Origin of the sequence: Oryzihumus sp. (assembly GCF_036391795.1) — a bacterium.
Lineage (GTDB): Bacteria > Actinomycetota > Actinomycetes > Actinomycetales > Dermatophilaceae > Oryzihumus.
In genome coordinates, this window is the sequence record NZ_DASVZH010000077.1 from 1 (window position 1) to 14,473 (window position 14,473).

Consider the following 14,473-nt stretch of genomic DNA (forward strand, 5'->3'; position numbering starts at 1 on the left):
CCACCGCGTCGGCGCCGCCGATCGGCGAGGTGAGCACGTCGACGGCCGTGGTCACCTCGACCGGGTGGGGCTCGTCGCGGGCGGCGCGCAGCGCGGCGTCGAGCAGGAGCAGCAGCGGCCGCACCGCCACCTCGTCACGGACCGGCACCTCGACGCTCGGGACGCTCACCGGCACCTGCGCGGCCAGCAGCGCCCGGCGCAGCGCCGCCGTGCGCCCCTGACCACGGACGATGACCGCCATGTCCGACCACGCCAGGCCGTCGAGCAGCCGCGCCCGGCGCAGCTCGGCGGCGATGTGCGAGGCCTCCTGCGAGGCGGCCCGCAGCAGCGCGACGTCGACCCGGCCGCCGGGGGGCACGTGCTCGAGCTCGCGGTGCGGGCCGCCGCCGAGGGCGCCGATGCGGCGGGTCACCCGCCGGGTCACCGCCCGCAGGGCCATGGGCTGGCGGTGGGAAGTGGCCAGGGTCAGCGTCGGGCCGTCGCCCAGCTCACGCCAGGTCGTGGCCAGCACCCGCGGGTCGGCGCCGCGGAAGGTCTGCACCGCCGCGTCGGGATCGCCGATGAGCACCAGGTCGATGTGCGGGGAGAGCACCACCGCCAGCAGCCGGGCCGCGGCGGAGGTCAGCTCCTGGGCGTCGTCGACGACGATGAGCCGCAGCGAGGCCCGCAGCCGGTCGAGGGCCTCGGGGTCCTCCTCGAGCAGGTCCGCCGCGGCGCCCAGGATCCACGCCGGGTCGTAGGAGCCGGGCCGGGTGAACGAGGTGACCTGGTCGTACTCCTGGAGCATCTGCGCCGCGGCCACCCACTCCGGCCGCTGGTGCTCGTGCCCGAGCGCGGCGAGGTCGCCGGCCTCCAGGCCGCGCTCGACCGCGCGCATGAGCAGGTCGCGCAGCTCGTGCCGGAAGCCGCGGGTGGGCAGCGCCGCCTGCACGTGCTCGGGCCAGTCGGGTCCGGGCACCTCGCCGGAGGCGTGTCCCAGCAGCAGCTCACGCAGGATGACGTCCTGCTCAGGGCCGCTCAGCAGCCGCGGCGGCGGGTCGCCCAGCAGGGCGGCCGCCTGGCGCAGGATGCCGAACCCGAACGCCTGCGGGGTGCGGGCCAGCGACTCGGTGGTGGTGCTGCCGAGCCGGCCGGAGATGCGCTGGCGCAGCTCACCGGCGGCGACGCGCGTGGGGGCCAGGACGAGGCACTGGTCCGGGGACAGGCCGTCGCGCCGCACCCGGTCGACGACCAGCTCGATCGCGGTGGTCGTCTTGCCCGTGCCCGGGGCCCCGAGGACCCGCAGCAGCCCGCCCCGGTGCGCCACGGCAGCGGCCTGGCGCTCGTCGAGGTCGGGGACCTCGACGGCACGGTCCGGGGCTCGGCGGAGGGACAGCACCCGGGGATTCCATCACGGACCCCGGACAGCCCCGCCTCAGGCGTCCGGTCCCTCCCAGCGGGCCCGGCGCATGTCCACCCGGCGGCCGGTGAGGATCCCGCCGACCAGCGGGGTGCCCTCGGCCCGGTAGTGCTCGATCGCCTCGTCCTCCAGCCCCGGCGGCGGCTCGCCGCTGGCGCGGATGACCCGCCACCACGTGGTCATCGAGCCGTACCGCGACATCACCGCCCCCACCTGGCGCGGGCCGCCCGCGCCCAGGATCTCGGCGATGTCGCCGTAGGCCAGCACCCGCCCCTCGGGGATCGCGTCGGCCACCTCCAGCACCGCGTCCGCGTAGTCGGGCAGCTGCCCAGGCTCCTCGACCCCGTATGCCGTGTCGCCGGCTCGCGTCGTCGCCACGGGTCAGTACTCCGGCTGGGTCGGGTCCACGTCGCGCACCCAGGCGAGCACGCCGCCCTCGAGGTTGCGCACGTCGCGATGACCCGCCTCGAGCAGGATGCGGGCGGCCTCGGCCGAGCGCACCCCGCTCTTGCAGTGGATGACCACGGTCCGGTCGAAGGGCAGCAGGGACACCGCCGCGCCGGACCGGAAATCGTCGAGGTGGATCGGCTCCGCGCCCGGGATGCTGGCGATGGCCCGCTCCTCCGGCCCGCGGACGTCGACGAGGACGAGCTCCTCGCCGACGGCGCCCTTGTCGAGCATCGCCGCGAGGTCGCGCGCCGAGATCCCCGGCAGGGAGTCGGTGGCCGCACCCTCCCCCGCGAGGGGACCACTCGCGATACCGCAGAACCACTCGTAGTCCACCAGCTCGGTGACGGTCGGGGACGACCCGCACACGGCGCACCCGGGGTCCTTGCGCACCTGCAGGGCGTCCCAGCTCTGGCGCAGGGCGTCGTGCACCAGCACCCGGCCGACCAGCGGCTCGCCGATGCCGGTCAGGAGCTTGATGGCCTCGGTGGCCTGGACCGAGCCGATGGCGGCGCAGAGCACGCCGAGCACCCCGCCCTCGGCGCACGAGGGCACCAGGCCCGGCGGTGGAGGCTCGGGGAAGACGCACCGGTAGCAGGGGCCGTGCTCGGCCCACCAGATGCTGACCTGCCCGTCGAAGCGGTAGATCGAGCCCCACACGTGCGGCTTGCCGAGCAGCACGCAGGCGTCGTTGACCAGGTAGCGCGTCGGGAAGTTGTCGGTGCCGTCGACGACGAGGTCGTAGCCGCCGATGACCTCCAGCGCGTTGCTGGAGTCCAGCCGCAGCTCGTGGCGCTCGACCGTGACGAAGGGGTTGACCTCGGCCAGCGTCTCCTGCGCCGACAGCGACTTGGGCCGGCCCACGTCGGAGACCCCGTGCACGACCTGGCGCTGCAGGTTGGAGGTCTCCACCACGTCGTCGTCGACGATGCCGATGGTGCCCACGCCGGCGGCGGCGAGGTACATCAGGACCGGGGAGCCCAGGCCACCCGCGCCGACGACCAGGACACGGGCGCCCTTGAGCCGGCGCTGCCCCTCCAGGCCCACCTCGGGGATCAGCGCGTGCCGCGCGTAGCGGGCGACCTCCTCGGTGCTGAGGGGGTCTGACAGGCCGACGAGGGGTGGCAGCGCCATGCCTCCGAGGTTACCCGCGCGTAGGATGCTCACGCCTGCATGACGACCGGAAGGGGCACGTGGTGACGTTGAGCTCGGAGACCCGGGGCCGTGGGGTGCGGCTGCCCCGCTCGGCCCGACGCGCCCAGCTGTTGGAGGCGGCCCAGGAGGTCTTCGTCGAGGCCGGCTACCACGCGGCCGCGATGGACGAGATCGCCGACCGGGCCGGGGTGTCCAAGCCCGTGCTCTACCAGCACTTCCCCGGCAAGCTCGACCTCTACATCGCCCTGCTGGACCAGACCAGCGAGGAGCTGGTCGACCTGGTCCGCCAGGCGCTGTCGAGCACCACGGACAACAAGCTGCGCGTCGCGGCGAGCATCCAGGCCTACTTCGACTTCGTCGACAGCCACAACGCCGGCTACCGCCTGATCTTCGAGTCCGACCTGACCAACGAGGCCGCCGTCCGCCAGCGGGTGGACCGGGTCTCGCAGGCCTGCGCCGAGGCGATCGCGGTGGTCATCAGCGAGGACACCGGCCTGCCCGAGCCCGAGGCGCACCTGCTCGGCATGGCGCTGTCGGGCATGGCCCAGGTCAGCGCCCGGTTCTGGCTGGCCCAGCGCTCGGCCATCCCGCGCGACGAGGCGGCCCGGCTGGTGGCCGCGCTGTCCTGGCGCGGGCTGGGCGGCTTCCCCAACATCAAGGACGGCGAGGGCGCGGCGGGGGAAGGCGAGGACCCCTCCGCCGGTTAGCCTTCGAGGAGGACCGGCCACGCGCCGGTCAGCCGGCTCCCCGCACCACTGACGAAAGGCAAATGCCGTGGAGGTCAAGATCGGCGTGCAGAACGTCGCACGCGAGATCACGCTCGAGTCCGACGAGTCGCCCGAGCAGGTGTCCGAGACCGTGCGCCAGGCGCTGGCCGACGGCGGTCTGCTCAGCCTCACCGACGAGAAGGGCCGCCTGGTGCTCGTCCCCGTCGCCAGCATCGGCTACGTCGACATCGGCGCGGCCGAGAAGGGCAAGGTCGGCTTCGGTCGCCTCTGAGGCCCAACACGTGACACGGGCGGTCCCTGCGGGGGCCGCCCGTTCGCGTCCCTGCCCGTGGCGGAGGCGCACGTACCAATGGTGTGGCTACCGTGTCGGCAGGGACGTTTCCCGTCCTCCCCTCACGCGCCTCGCGGCGCTGGAAAGGAGCGGTCCGTGACCATCATCGGCACCATCATCTTCGGGGCGGTCATCGGCTTCCTGGCGCGACTGGTCCTGCCGGGACGGCAGCGCATCGGCATGATCATGACCGTGCTCATCGGCATCGTCGGCGCCCTGATCGGCTACTGGCTCGCCGGCCTGTTCGGGGTCGCCGCCACCGGCGGCATCGACTGGATCCGGTGGATCTTCAGCATCGTCGTCGCGGCGGTCCTCGTCGTCCTCTACGAGCGCATCATGGGGCGCACCAAGGTCTGAGCCGCCCAGCACCGCGCGAGGGGTCCCGTCCGCCACGGACGGGACCCTCGTCATACAGGTGCGTATGCCGGGTGGGCGCCTGCCTCAGGCGGCGAGCCCGAGCCGGCCCATCCGGCGGGTGTGCTCGTCGGTGAGCCGGGCGAACATGCGCCCGATCTCGGCCAGGTCGGCGCCGGGACGGTTGGTGCCACCGACCAGCAGCGAGGCGAGGGCGTCCCGCTCGACGGCGACCCGCTGGGCCTGGCTGAGGGCCTCGCCGACCAGGCGGCGACCCCACAGGGCCAGCCGGCCGGCGATCCGGGGGTCGGCGTCGATGGCCTCGCGCACGGTGCGCACCGCGAAGTCGGCCTGCCCCACGTCCTGGAGCACCGAGCGCACCAGCTCCTGGGTGGAGGGATCCACGTAGGCGGAGACCTCGCGGTAGAAGTCGGTGGCGATGCCGTCGCCGACGTAAGCCTTGACCAGGCCCTCCAGCCAGCTCCCCGGCTTGGTCCGGTCGTGGAACGCGTCGATGGGCGCGATGAACGGGGCCATCGCCTGCTCGGGGTCCTCGCCCATCTCGGCGATCCGGGCCACCAGGGCCTCGTAGTGGTGGAACTCGGCGACCGCGAGACGGGCCAGGGCGGCCTTGGCGGGCTGCCCGGGGGCGAGCTCGGCGTCGGCTGCCAGCCGGGAGAAGGCGGTCAGCTCGCCGTAAGCGAGGGCGCCGAGCAGGTCGACGACGGCCGCGCGGTAGGTCGGGTCGTCGGTGAAGGGGTCGGTGCCCGGCGGGACGTTCTCGTGCTCGACATCGGCCATGGACGGACACAGTAGTTGCTCGCCGGTAGACTGCCGCACGACATCCGGTGCCCGGTCGGCCCGACTCAGCCGCCAGGGACGCTCTGGCGGCACCCCTGAAGAACTCCGATCGGCCCGCTCATTGACGCAGGTGCGGCCTGCGATGCCGGTGCACGATCCCGGCCCCGCGCGGCCCCCGCCCGATCCGAGAGAACTTCATGACCACTGCAGAGCAGACCTTTGCCGACTTCGACGTCCACCCGCAGATCGTCGAGGCCCTCGCCGACGCCGGCATCGTCCACCCCTTCCCCATCCAGGCGATGACCCTGCCGGTCGCCCTCGGCGGCCACGACATCATCGGCCAGGCCAAGACGGGCACCGGCAAGACGCTGGGCTTCGGCGTGCCGATGATCCAGCGCGTCGTCAGCCCCACCGACGAGGGCTTCGCGACCCTGCCGCACGCCGGCAAGCCGCAGGCGCTGGCCGTCGCCCCCACCCGCGAGCTGGCCGTGCAGGTCTCGGGCGACCTCGAGCGCGCCGGCCGCAAGCGCGGCGTGCGCGTCCTCACCGTCTACGGCGGCCGGGCCTACGAGCCCCAGGTCGAGGCGCTGCAGCGCGGCGTCGAGATCGTCGTCGGGACCCCCGGCCGGCTCATCGACCTCGCCCAGCAGGGCTACCTGGACCTGTCCCACGTGCGCTCGGTCGTCCTCGACGAGGCCGACGAGATGCTCGACCTGGGCTTCCTGCCCGACGTCGAGAAGCTGCTCGCGATGACCCCCGCGTCGCGCCAGACGATGCTCTTCTCCGCGACCATGCCCGGCGCCGTCGTGGCCCTGGCCCGTCGCTACATGAGCCAGCCGACGCACATCCGCGCGATGGGCGACGACCAGGAGAACGCCCACACGGTCAAGGCCGTCGAGCAGTTCGTCTACCGCGCCCACGCGATGGACAAGGTCGAGATGCTGGCCCGCATGCTCCAGGCCAGGGACCGCGGCCTGACCATCATCTTCAGCCGCACCAAGCGCACCGCCGCCAAGGTGGCCGACGAGCTGGCCGAGCGGGGGTTCGCGGCCGCCGCGATCCACGGCGACCTGGGCCAGGGCGCCCGCGAGCAGGCGCTGCGGGCCTTCCGCAACGGCAAGGTCGACATCCTCGTGGCCACCGACGTCGCCGCCCGCGGCATCGACGTCGACAACGTCACCCACGTCATCAACTACCAGTGCCCCGAGGACGAGAAGACCTACCTGCACCGCATCGGGCGCACCGCCCGCGCCGGCAACACCGGTATCGCGGTCACGTTCGTCGACTGGGACGACCTGCACCGCTGGGCCCTGATCAACAAGGTCCTCGACCTCGGCATCCCCGAGCCGCAGGAGACCTACTCCTCCTCCGAGCACCTGTTCACCGACCTCGACATCCCCACCACCGCGACCGGCACGCTGCCGAAGTCGGCACGCACCCGCGAGGGTCTCGAGGCCGAGGCTGTCGAGGACCTGGGCGAGACCGGGAAGCGTGCCGGCAAGGGCGACGGTGGCCGCGGGCGCGGGCAGCGGCAGTCCGAGGAGGGTGGCCGCCACGGCACCGAGGAGGCCGGCGCCTCCCGCGGCCGCACCCGCACCCGTCGCTCCGGTGGCCGTGGCGAGGGTGTCTCCGGCACCGCTGAGGCCGGCACCCGCAGCGAGTCGGGCACGCGCAGTGAGTCCGGCAGCCGCGGTGACGCGGACAAGCCGCGCCGCCAGCGCAACCGCCGCCGCACCCGTGGCGGCCAGCCCTCGGGCGACGCCCAGGGCTGAGTCCTCGCCCCCGCTCGGGGCGAGCTCTGCCGCAGGACCTGACGCCCTGCCGAGGTTGCCTCCTCGGCAGGGCGTCGTCGTCCGCGGCACAGCGCGACGGGACGCGCGTCACGACCCGGGCCACACGGCATACCGCCTGCTCAGCGGGGGTGGTTGCAGATCGGTCACGACAGCCTCGTGACCCGGCACGCGATGTCATGGTGCGCGTATGGGAGGGCTCCAGCCCCGGGCCATCTGGGCTGTCACCGCCGCGCTGGCGACCGTCATCGTGGCGGCCACCGTGGTGTTCGCGCGCGTCCACGGGCTCACCGCTGACGACCAGTTCCGGCTCTGGCTCGAGCGCCAGCCGGGCGTCGTCTCCATCGACCGGTTCACCCCCAGGCACCCGGACAGCGGGGACCGGGTCGAGGCGGGGACGGTTCCTTCCCCCAGCGCGGAGGTGACCTTCACCGGCCCGCTCACCGCCACGCGGCTGCGACCGTTCCAACGCGCCTTCGAGGACTACGCCGCCGGGCACGGGCAGGACTTCTTCTCCTTCAGCGTGCAGCTGACGGCCGGGGCGACCACGGTGGTCGTGACCCCCAGCGCCGCCGACAACGCCCGGCGCCGGACGGTGCTCGAGGCCTTCCAGTCGGTTCCGGGGCTGGTGGGGGCCAGGCTGGCGTGGATGCCGTGGCCGGCCGAGACGACCGCCCTGCTGCCCGACGAGGCGTTCTTGCCGGCCGCGGCCGAGGCCGTGTCGCGGCGGCTGGCCGCGGCGACGCCGCAGCCGCAGACCTGGGGCGAGCCCGTGGGCGACGGCACCCTCTCCTTCCGTGCGGCCGGCACCCGCCACCAGCTGACCCTGGTGCCCGGAACCGCCTTCGCACCGCACGCGCTGCGGGCCTTCGCTGCCGCGGTGCGCATCGAGGGCGCGCGCCCGGTGGAGCTGCGGGTGAGTGGACCGCGGGAGGCAGCGCCACCCTGGACCCGCCTGCTCCTGGCCCGGGACTCCCCCACCGTGGGCGCGACGAACACCGCGGTCAGTGCGCTCGGCTTCGGCATCCCGGCGCACCACGAGTACCTCATCGGCGGGCAGGACGTCGGCTACCGGCCGGCCTTCGACCTCGGCGCCTGGTCGGCGCGGACGCTCCCGGCGGTGCGGCGGGTGCCCGGCGTCGCGGCCGCGGCACTGCGGCTCTCGGTCGCCCCGCAGGAGGGGTCCGCCACACTGGACGTGCGGCTGTCCCGGCCCGGTGCCCTCGCCCGGCTGGTCCCGGTCCTGCCCGACGGGGTGGATGCGGTCCGTGCCTGGACGGGCACGACACCCCCCGACGAGGTCCGGTCGGACGAGGCGTCCCCGGACCCCCCGCAGGGCTGCGGGACAGGTGGCCAGGGGGTCGACACGGCATACGAGGGCCCGGCAGCAGGGCTCACCCGGGCGGCGGCGCTCATGGAGCGGCTGGCGGCCACCAGACAGCCCACCTGCCTGCACTGGGCGGTCGCGTACGGCGACCTGTCGGGCACGCAGGTCCTGGACGTCTGGCTGCCGGAGCTGCGCGACTCGGCGTGGCGTCCGGTCCTCGACGTGGTCCTGGCGAGCCGCCGCGACCCGGCACAGGCCCACCCCCAGGTCGCGGTGGAGCTGCCCGGCCCGGGCAAGCCGTGGACCGCATTGCTGCTGCTCCACCCGGACCAGGCTGAGCCCTATGCCACGAGCCGGCCTGGTTCCCCCACCGAGATGCGGGCGGCCACGGCGGCCCTGGACCCCCTGGTGGCGTACTGGGCGGTGCATGTCGGCCGGTGACCGGCGCGGCATACACGGGGCGAGGCCCGCACCCTCGTGGGTGCGGGCCTCGCCGTGCGGGAACCCTCGGGTCAGGCTCCGATGGTCGCGGTGTCGATGACGTAGCGGTAGCGCACGCCGGAGGACACGACCTTCTCGTAGGCCTCGTTGACCTGGTCGGCGCTGATCGTCTCGATCGTGGCGCCGATGCCGTGCTCCGCGGCGAAGTCGAGCATCTCCTGGGTCTGGGCGATGCCGCCGATGTTGGAGCCGGCCAGGACCTTGCTGCCGCCGATGAGCGAGAACGCGGCGAACGTGTCGGGGTCGCTCGGGGCGCCCACGTTGACCATGGCGCCGAGCGGCTTGAGCAGGGAGAGGTAGGCGTCGACCGGCAGGTTCGCGCTGACCGTGTTGAGGATCAGGTCGAAGGAGCCCTTGAGGTCCTCGAAGGTCTGCTCCTCGGCGGTGGAGCGGTGGTCGGTGGCGCCGAAGGCCCTGGCGTCCTCCTGCTTGGCCAGCGACCGGCTCAGCACGGTCACCTCGGCGCCCAGCGCGGCGGCGAACTTCACGCCCATGTGGCCCAGGCCGCCCATGCCGACGACGGCGACCTTCTTGCCGGGGCCGGCGCCCCAGCGCTTGAGCGGGTTGTAGGTGGTGATGCCGGCGCACAGCAGCGGCGCGGCGACGTCGAGGTCGAGCGCGTCGGGGATGCGCAGGGCGAAGCGCTCGGAGACGACGACCGCCTGGCTGTAGCCGCCCTTCGTCTTCTCGCCGTCGTAGCCCTCGCCGTTGTAGGTCATGACGGCGCCCTTGGTGCAGAACTGCTCCTCGCCGTCCTTGCAGTACGCACACTCGCCGCAGGAGTCGACCATGCAGCCGACCCCCACGCGGTCGCCGACCTGGTACTTCGTCACGCCGGAGCCGACGGCGGAGACGACGCCGGCGATCTCGTGGCCGGGGACCATCGGGAAGATCGCCGGGCCCCACTCCTCGCGGACCTGGTGGATGTCGCTGTGGCAGATGCCGGCGAACTTGACGTCGATCAGCACGTCGTCGTCGCGCAGCTCGCGGGTCTCGATCGTGGTCGCCTCCAGGGGCGCGCCGGCAGAGGCGGCGGACAGGGCAGCGGTGCGGGACATGTGGTGTCTCCTTCACGGTTCGCGGTTGGTCACCGTCAGGGGACAAGTCACCACCACGAGCCGGTATTCCGCGCCGCCGCCGGATTCAGACGTTCGTCACACCCGCGTCAGAAGCCCTTCACCAGGGCCGCGGCGACGTCGCGGTAGGCCTTCGCCCCGCGCGAGCTGCGGGCCGTGGTGAGGATCGACCGGCCCACGGCCGGCGCCTCGGCGAAGCGCACCGTCTTGGGGATCGGCGGGCTCAGGACCGGCAGGTCGTAGCGCTCCCCGACGTCGGCCAGCACCGCCTGGGCGTGGTTGCTGCGCCCGTCGTACATCGTCGGCAGGATGCCGAGCACCTCGAGGTCACGGTTGAGGATGCGCTGCACGTCGGCGACCGTGTCGAGCAGCTGGCCGACCCCGCGGTGGCTGAGCATCTCGCACGGCATCGGGATGACCAGGCCGTGGGCGGCGGTGAGCGCGTTGAGCGTCAGCACCCCCAGCGAGGGGGAGCAGTCGAGCAGGATCACGTCGTAGTCGTCGGACAACGGCTCGAGCGCGGTGCGCAGGACGTACTCCCGGCCGGGGCGGGGCAGCAGCTGGGCCTCGGCCCCGGCGAGCTCGATCATGCTGGGGATCAGGTCGACGCCGTCCTCGCAGGCGACCCGGGCCTCTGCCGCGTCGACCTTGCCGAGCAGGACCTCGTTGATGCTGGTCTCCACCTCGTCCGGGTCGACGCCGAGGCTGAACGTCAGGCACGCCTGGGCGTCGAGGTCGACGAGGAGCACCCGCTTGCCGTGCTCGGCGAACGCCGCGCCCAGGGAGGCCACGGAGGTCGTCTTGGCGACGCCGCCCTTCTGGTTGGCCACCGCGATGACGGTCGCGCCACGCCTGCGCTGCCCCGCCGACGTCGTGCGAGTCCCGCGCGCCTGTCCGCGTGCCACGTGCCCCTCCTCGGTGCCGGGTTGACCTGACTGCCGGTGTTCCGGCCCAGCATGGCAGGGGCGGGCCGGTCTGTCCGTGACCGCGACCTCACCGGCGCGTGAGCGGGCGACCGCCGGCGCAGGGACCTTTGCCTCTCCGGCCACTCGCTCCGCCCACCGCATGCTGGCGGTGACTGCAGGAGGTGCACCATGACGACGATGCCTGCCGGGCAGGAACCGGTGCCGTCCGACCGCGGCGGCGAACCGGCCCTGGGCGCCAGTGACCGCGAGCTGGCGCGCAAGCGACTCGAGGCGCGCCGGGGGCTCACCGCCCACGTCGTCTCCTACGTGGTGATCAACCTGTTCCTCGTCGTCATCTGGGCACTGACGGGCGGTGGCTACTTCTGGCCGATCTGGGTCATCGCCGGCTGGGGCGTCGGCCTCGTCCTCAACGCGTGGGACGTGTTGTGGCGCAAGCCGATCACCGAGGCCGACATCGAGGCCGAGATGCGGCGCCGCGGGACGCCCCAGGACTGAGCCGGGAGCACGACCGCTCAGTCCTGGACAGGCACCCCGTCGGGCTCCAGGGCCGCCCACGAGGACTTCTCCGGACCCATCGCCTGGCCCTCCGGACAGTGCGCCCGGAAGTCGCACCAGGTGCACAGCGGCGAGGGACGCGGGGCGAAGTGGCGTGACTCCACCCCCACCTCCTTGTAGTCGGCGTCCGCGCGCCGCAGGTCGCTGGCGATCGACTCGGCCTCGGCGACCTTGCGCTGCAGCGACTCCGGCGTGTGCTCGTGGATGACCACCTCGCCGCTCGGCACGTGGTGGAGCTCGACCGTGGTGCACGGCCGGCGGAACATGCGGGCGGAGGCCACGGCATACAGCGCCAGGGGCAGGGAGGTGCGGGCGTCGTCCGCGCTCGGGGGCACCCGGCTGGTCTTGTAGTCGACGACGGCGAGCTCGCCGTCGCGCTCGTCGAGCCGGTCGATGCGGCCGTTGAGCGCCAGGGACCCGGTCTTGAGCGCGACGGTGCGCTCGATGCCGAGCGGTGCGGCCTGCGGGTCGACCCTCTCCAGGTAGGCGGCGACCTGGGCCTGCGCCTTCTCCCGCCACCGGGCGGACTGCTCCGGGTTGCGGAAGCCGAGGTCGATCCAGGAGCTGCGGACCAGCCGGGCGCCGGCCGCCGGGGTGCGGTCGACCGGCGCGAGGTCCCAGAAGTCGCGCAGGGCGTTGTGCACGGCCACGCCGAAGGAGGTGTGGGCGCGCTGCGGCCGGGCGACCGGACGGGGACGGTCGAGGTAGGCCATGCGGTAGCGACGCGGGCAGTCCAGCCAGGTGAGCAGCTTGCTCGGGCTCGCGGAGTAGAGCGGGGTCGGCATGCCGCCGAACGCCTGCTGGACGGGTGCGCCCGAGGTCTGGCTCATGCCCGGCAGGCTAGCCGCGGCCACTGACGAACGCGCGCACGGAGTCGGCGATCATCTGCACGGCGATGGCCGACAGCAGCAGGCCGGCGACCCGGGTCAGCAGCGTGGTGCCGCTGTCCTTGAGCACCCGGTGCACCTGGCCGGCGAAGCGCAGGAACAGCCAGACCACGAACAGGCAGGCCAGCAGCCCCAGGCCCACCGCGACGTACTGCGAGGACTGGTGGGAGCGCTGGACGAAGAGCATGGTCGCGACGATGGCGCCGGGCCCGGCCAGCAGCGGCGTGCCCAGCGGCACCAGCGCCACGTTGACCCCGGCGTCGGCGTGCTGCTCGGACTCCTGCCCGGTCAGCAGCTCGAGGGCGACGATGAGCAGCAGCAGGCCACCGGCACCCTGCAGCGAGGGCAGGCTGATGCCCAGGTAGGTCAGGATCTGCTGGCCGAAGACCGCGAACGCCGCGATGACGCCGAGCGCCACCAGGGACGCCCGGCGGGCGGCGGCCACCCGCTGCTTGTGCGTCAGCGACGCGGTCAGTCCGACGAAGATGGGCAGTGCCCCCGGCGGGTCCATGATCACCACGAGGGTGACGAACACCGACCCGAACAGCTGGAGGTCGATCAGGTTGCTCACTGACGCACCACGGGAACTCCTGTAGCCCTTTCTTCGATCTGTTGCAGCACCGCGGGATCCGTCGTGTGCTCACCGAGCCGGTTGACCTTGTCGGCTCCGTGGTAGTCGCTCGACCCGGTGACGAACAGGCCGAGCTGTCGCGCCAGGGCCAGCCCCCGGCGCACCGTGTCGACGCCGGCGTCATCAGGGTCGTCGGGGTCGAGGTGGTCGCGGTGGTAGACCTCCAGGCCGGCCAGCCCCGCGTGGGCCATCGCCTCGATCACCTCGTCGTGCACGACCAGCCCGCGTTTGTAGGCGAACGGGTGTGCCATCACCGGCACTCCCCCGGCCTCGATGACCACCTGCACCGCCCGGATCGGGTCCGGCGCGTAGTAACGCATGTAGTAGGGGCTGTCGTGGTGCAGGTACCTGCTGAACGCGTGCCCGCGGGAGCGCACCAGGCCCTTGGCGACCAGCGCGTCGGCGATGTGCGGCCGGCCCAGGCTGGTGCCGGGCTGGGTCTGCGCGAGCACCTCCTCATAGGTGATCGGCAGGTCCTCGGCGAGCGCCTCGACCATCCGCTGCGCCCGCGTCTCCCGGCTCTCCCGGGAGCGGTTGATCTCCTCGAGCAGGCCCGCGGAGGTCGGGTCGGGCAGGTAGGCCAGCAGGTGGATGCTGATCCCGTCGTGCTGGCAGGACACCTCGATGCCGCGGACCAGGTCGATCCCCAGCTCCACCGCGGCCGCCGACGCCTCGTCCCAGCCGGCGGTCGTGTCGTGGTCGGTCAGGCCGACGACGTCCAGCCCGGCGGCGAGTGCCGACGCCATCACCTCGGCCGGCGGCTGTGTGCCGTCGCTGGCCGTGGAGTGGGTGTGGAGGTCGATCGGCACGGGCTCAAGGTTAAGGCAGCGGAGGTCCTGTCCCGGACCACCGACGCGGCGCGGCAACCTTTCCCGGCCCCGCACCGTAGAGGACAGTGACACCACACGAGGGGGGACGATGGAGGCGGGTGAGAAGTCCGGCCGGGACGCGGAGTTCAGCGCGTTCATGGCCGCGGCGGGACCGTCGCTGATGCGCACCGCCTGGCTGCTGACCGGCGACCCGGACCGTGCGCAGGAGCTGGTGCAGGCGGCGCTGGTCAAGACCTACGTCGCCTGGCGCCGGGTCCGGCGTGAGGACGCGCTGGCCTACGCGCGCCGGGTCCTGGTCAACCACAGGACCGATGTATGGCGCCGCACCCGTCACGAGGTCGTCTCACCTGAACCGCCGGAAAGCCTTGCCGCTGAAGGCTTTGGCCCGGTCGACCACCGCGACGAGGTGGTCCGGCTGCTGCGGCGGCTGCCGGAGCAGCAGCGTCGTGTCGTGGTGCTGCGCTACTACGCCGACCTGTCCGAGCAGGCGGTCGCCGAGGCGCTCGGCATCTCGGTCGGTGCGGTGAAGAGCTCCGCCTCGCGCGGCCTCGCAACGCTGCGCGCCCACCTGTCCACCACCCCCGCCGGCGAAGGGAGCCTGCGATGACCACCCGGCTCGAGCACGACCTGCGCTCCGCGCTGGCCGGAGCCCCCGCACCGGTCCTGGCGCTGGACCAGGAGGCGGTGCTGCGCCGGGGTCGCCGCGCCGTGCGCACCCGGCGCGTCGTGCGGGCC

General features: G+C 73.3%; 16 protein-coding genes. 7 read left to right on the forward strand and 9 right to left on the reverse strand.

Annotation, left to right across the window (positions count from 1 at the left end):
* From VF825_RS04375 to moeB, 3 genes are all read right to left on the reverse strand, one after another.
* A partial coding sequence (locus tag VF825_RS04375) for an ATP-dependent helicase (RefSeq protein WP_331110531.1) occupies positions 1–1,378 on the reverse strand: 1,378 nt, incomplete at its 3' end.
* Positions 1,379–1,414: 36 nt separating this feature from the next.
* On the reverse strand, positions 1,415–1,777 hold the full coding sequence (locus tag VF825_RS04380) for an MGMT family protein (protein WP_331110533.1): 363 nt from the start codon (positions 1,775–1,777) through the stop codon (positions 1,415–1,417).
* A gap of 3 nt (positions 1,778–1,780) precedes the next feature.
* Positions 1,781–2,980 (reverse strand): molybdopterin-synthase adenylyltransferase MoeB, encoded by a 1,200-nt coding sequence (gene moeB / locus VF825_RS04385; RefSeq protein WP_331110535.1) that lies wholly within the window; start codon positions 2,978–2,980, stop codon positions 1,781–1,783.
* Between the two features lie 62 nt (positions 2,981–3,042).
* Between moeB and VF825_RS04390 the strand changes: the two genes are divergently transcribed.
* The 3 genes from VF825_RS04390 to VF825_RS04400 all read left to right on the forward strand — a co-directional run bounded on the left by VF825_RS04390 (position 3,043) and on the right by VF825_RS04400 (position 4,417).
* On the forward strand, positions 3,043–3,708 hold the full coding sequence (locus tag VF825_RS04390; RefSeq protein WP_331110537.1) for a TetR/AcrR family transcriptional regulator: 666 nt from the start codon (positions 3,043–3,045) through the stop codon (positions 3,706–3,708).
* Between the two features lie 67 nt (positions 3,709–3,775).
* Entirely contained in the window at positions 3,776–4,000 is a 225-nt protein-coding gene (locus tag VF825_RS04395; RefSeq protein WP_141789238.1) for a DUF3107 domain-containing protein, read from the forward strand.
* A gap of 156 nt (positions 4,001–4,156) precedes the next feature.
* Entirely contained in the window at positions 4,157–4,417 is a 261-nt protein-coding gene (locus tag VF825_RS04400; protein ID WP_331110541.1) for a GlsB/YeaQ/YmgE family stress response membrane protein, read from the forward strand.
* A gap of 84 nt (positions 4,418–4,501) precedes the next feature.
* Here the strand turns inward: VF825_RS04400 and VF825_RS04405 are convergent, their stop codons facing one another.
* Entirely contained in the window at positions 4,502–5,215 is a 714-nt protein-coding gene (locus VF825_RS04405; RefSeq protein WP_331110543.1) for a ferritin-like fold-containing protein, read from the reverse strand.
* Between the two features lie 197 nt (positions 5,216–5,412).
* Between VF825_RS04405 and VF825_RS04410 the strand changes: the two genes are divergently transcribed.
* Positions 5,413–6,987 (forward strand): DEAD/DEAH box helicase, encoded by a 1,575-nt coding sequence (locus tag VF825_RS04410; RefSeq protein WP_414695766.1) that lies wholly within the window; start codon positions 5,413–5,415, stop codon positions 6,985–6,987.
* A 208-nt stretch (positions 6,988–7,195) separates the two neighbouring features.
* Entirely contained in the window at positions 7,196–8,773 is a 1,578-nt protein-coding gene (locus VF825_RS04415) for a hypothetical protein (RefSeq protein ID WP_331110545.1), read from the forward strand.
* Between the two features lie 71 nt (positions 8,774–8,844).
* Here VF825_RS04415 and VF825_RS04420 read toward each other — a convergent pair whose 3' ends face one another.
* Both VF825_RS04420 and VF825_RS04425 read right to left on the reverse strand, forming a co-directional pair.
* Complete coding sequence (locus VF825_RS04420; protein ID WP_331110547.1) at positions 8,845–9,891, reverse strand: NAD(P)-dependent alcohol dehydrogenase; 1,047 nt, start codon at positions 9,889–9,891, stop codon at positions 8,845–8,847.
* A gap of 107 nt (positions 9,892–9,998) precedes the next feature.
* Positions 9,999–10,814 carry a ParA family protein gene (locus VF825_RS04425; RefSeq protein WP_331110549.1) on the reverse strand — a complete coding sequence of 272 codons (816 nt, stop codon included), beginning with the start codon at positions 10,812–10,814 and terminating at the stop codon, positions 9,999–10,001.
* Positions 10,815–11,003: 189 nt separating this feature from the next.
* On the opposite strand from VF825_RS04425, the gene VF825_RS04430 reads away from it, so the two are divergent.
* On the forward strand, positions 11,004–11,330 hold the full coding sequence (locus VF825_RS04430) for a 2TM domain-containing protein (protein ID WP_331110551.1): 327 nt from the start codon (positions 11,004–11,006) through the stop codon (positions 11,328–11,330).
* Between the two features lie 17 nt (positions 11,331–11,347).
* Here the strand turns inward: VF825_RS04430 and VF825_RS04435 are convergent, their stop codons facing one another.
* The 3 genes from VF825_RS04435 to VF825_RS04445 are packed head-to-tail and all read right to left on the reverse strand — an operon-like array spanning position 11,348 to position 13,717.
* Positions 11,348–12,220 (reverse strand): PD-(D/E)XK nuclease family protein, encoded by an 873-nt coding sequence (locus tag VF825_RS04435; RefSeq protein ID WP_331110552.1) that lies wholly within the window; start codon positions 12,218–12,220, stop codon positions 11,348–11,350.
* A 10-nt stretch (positions 12,221–12,230) separates the two neighbouring features.
* Positions 12,231–12,848, reverse strand: coding sequence for a MarC family protein (locus tag VF825_RS04440; RefSeq protein ID WP_331110554.1), 618 nt, complete (start codon positions 12,846–12,848; stop codon positions 12,231–12,233).
* Positions 12,845–13,717, reverse strand: coding sequence for a PHP domain-containing protein (locus tag VF825_RS04445; RefSeq protein ID WP_331110556.1), 873 nt, complete (start codon positions 13,715–13,717; stop codon positions 12,845–12,847). Before VF825_RS04445 ends, VF825_RS04440 begins: the two co-directional genes overlap by 4 nt.
* A 109-nt stretch (positions 13,718–13,826) precedes the next feature.
* On the opposite strand from VF825_RS04445, the gene VF825_RS04450 reads away from it, so the two are divergent.
* Entirely contained in the window at positions 13,827–14,345 is a 519-nt protein-coding gene (locus VF825_RS04450) for a SigE family RNA polymerase sigma factor (RefSeq protein WP_331110558.1), read from the forward strand.
* The last annotated feature ends 128 nt before the right edge of the window (positions 14,346–14,473 follow it).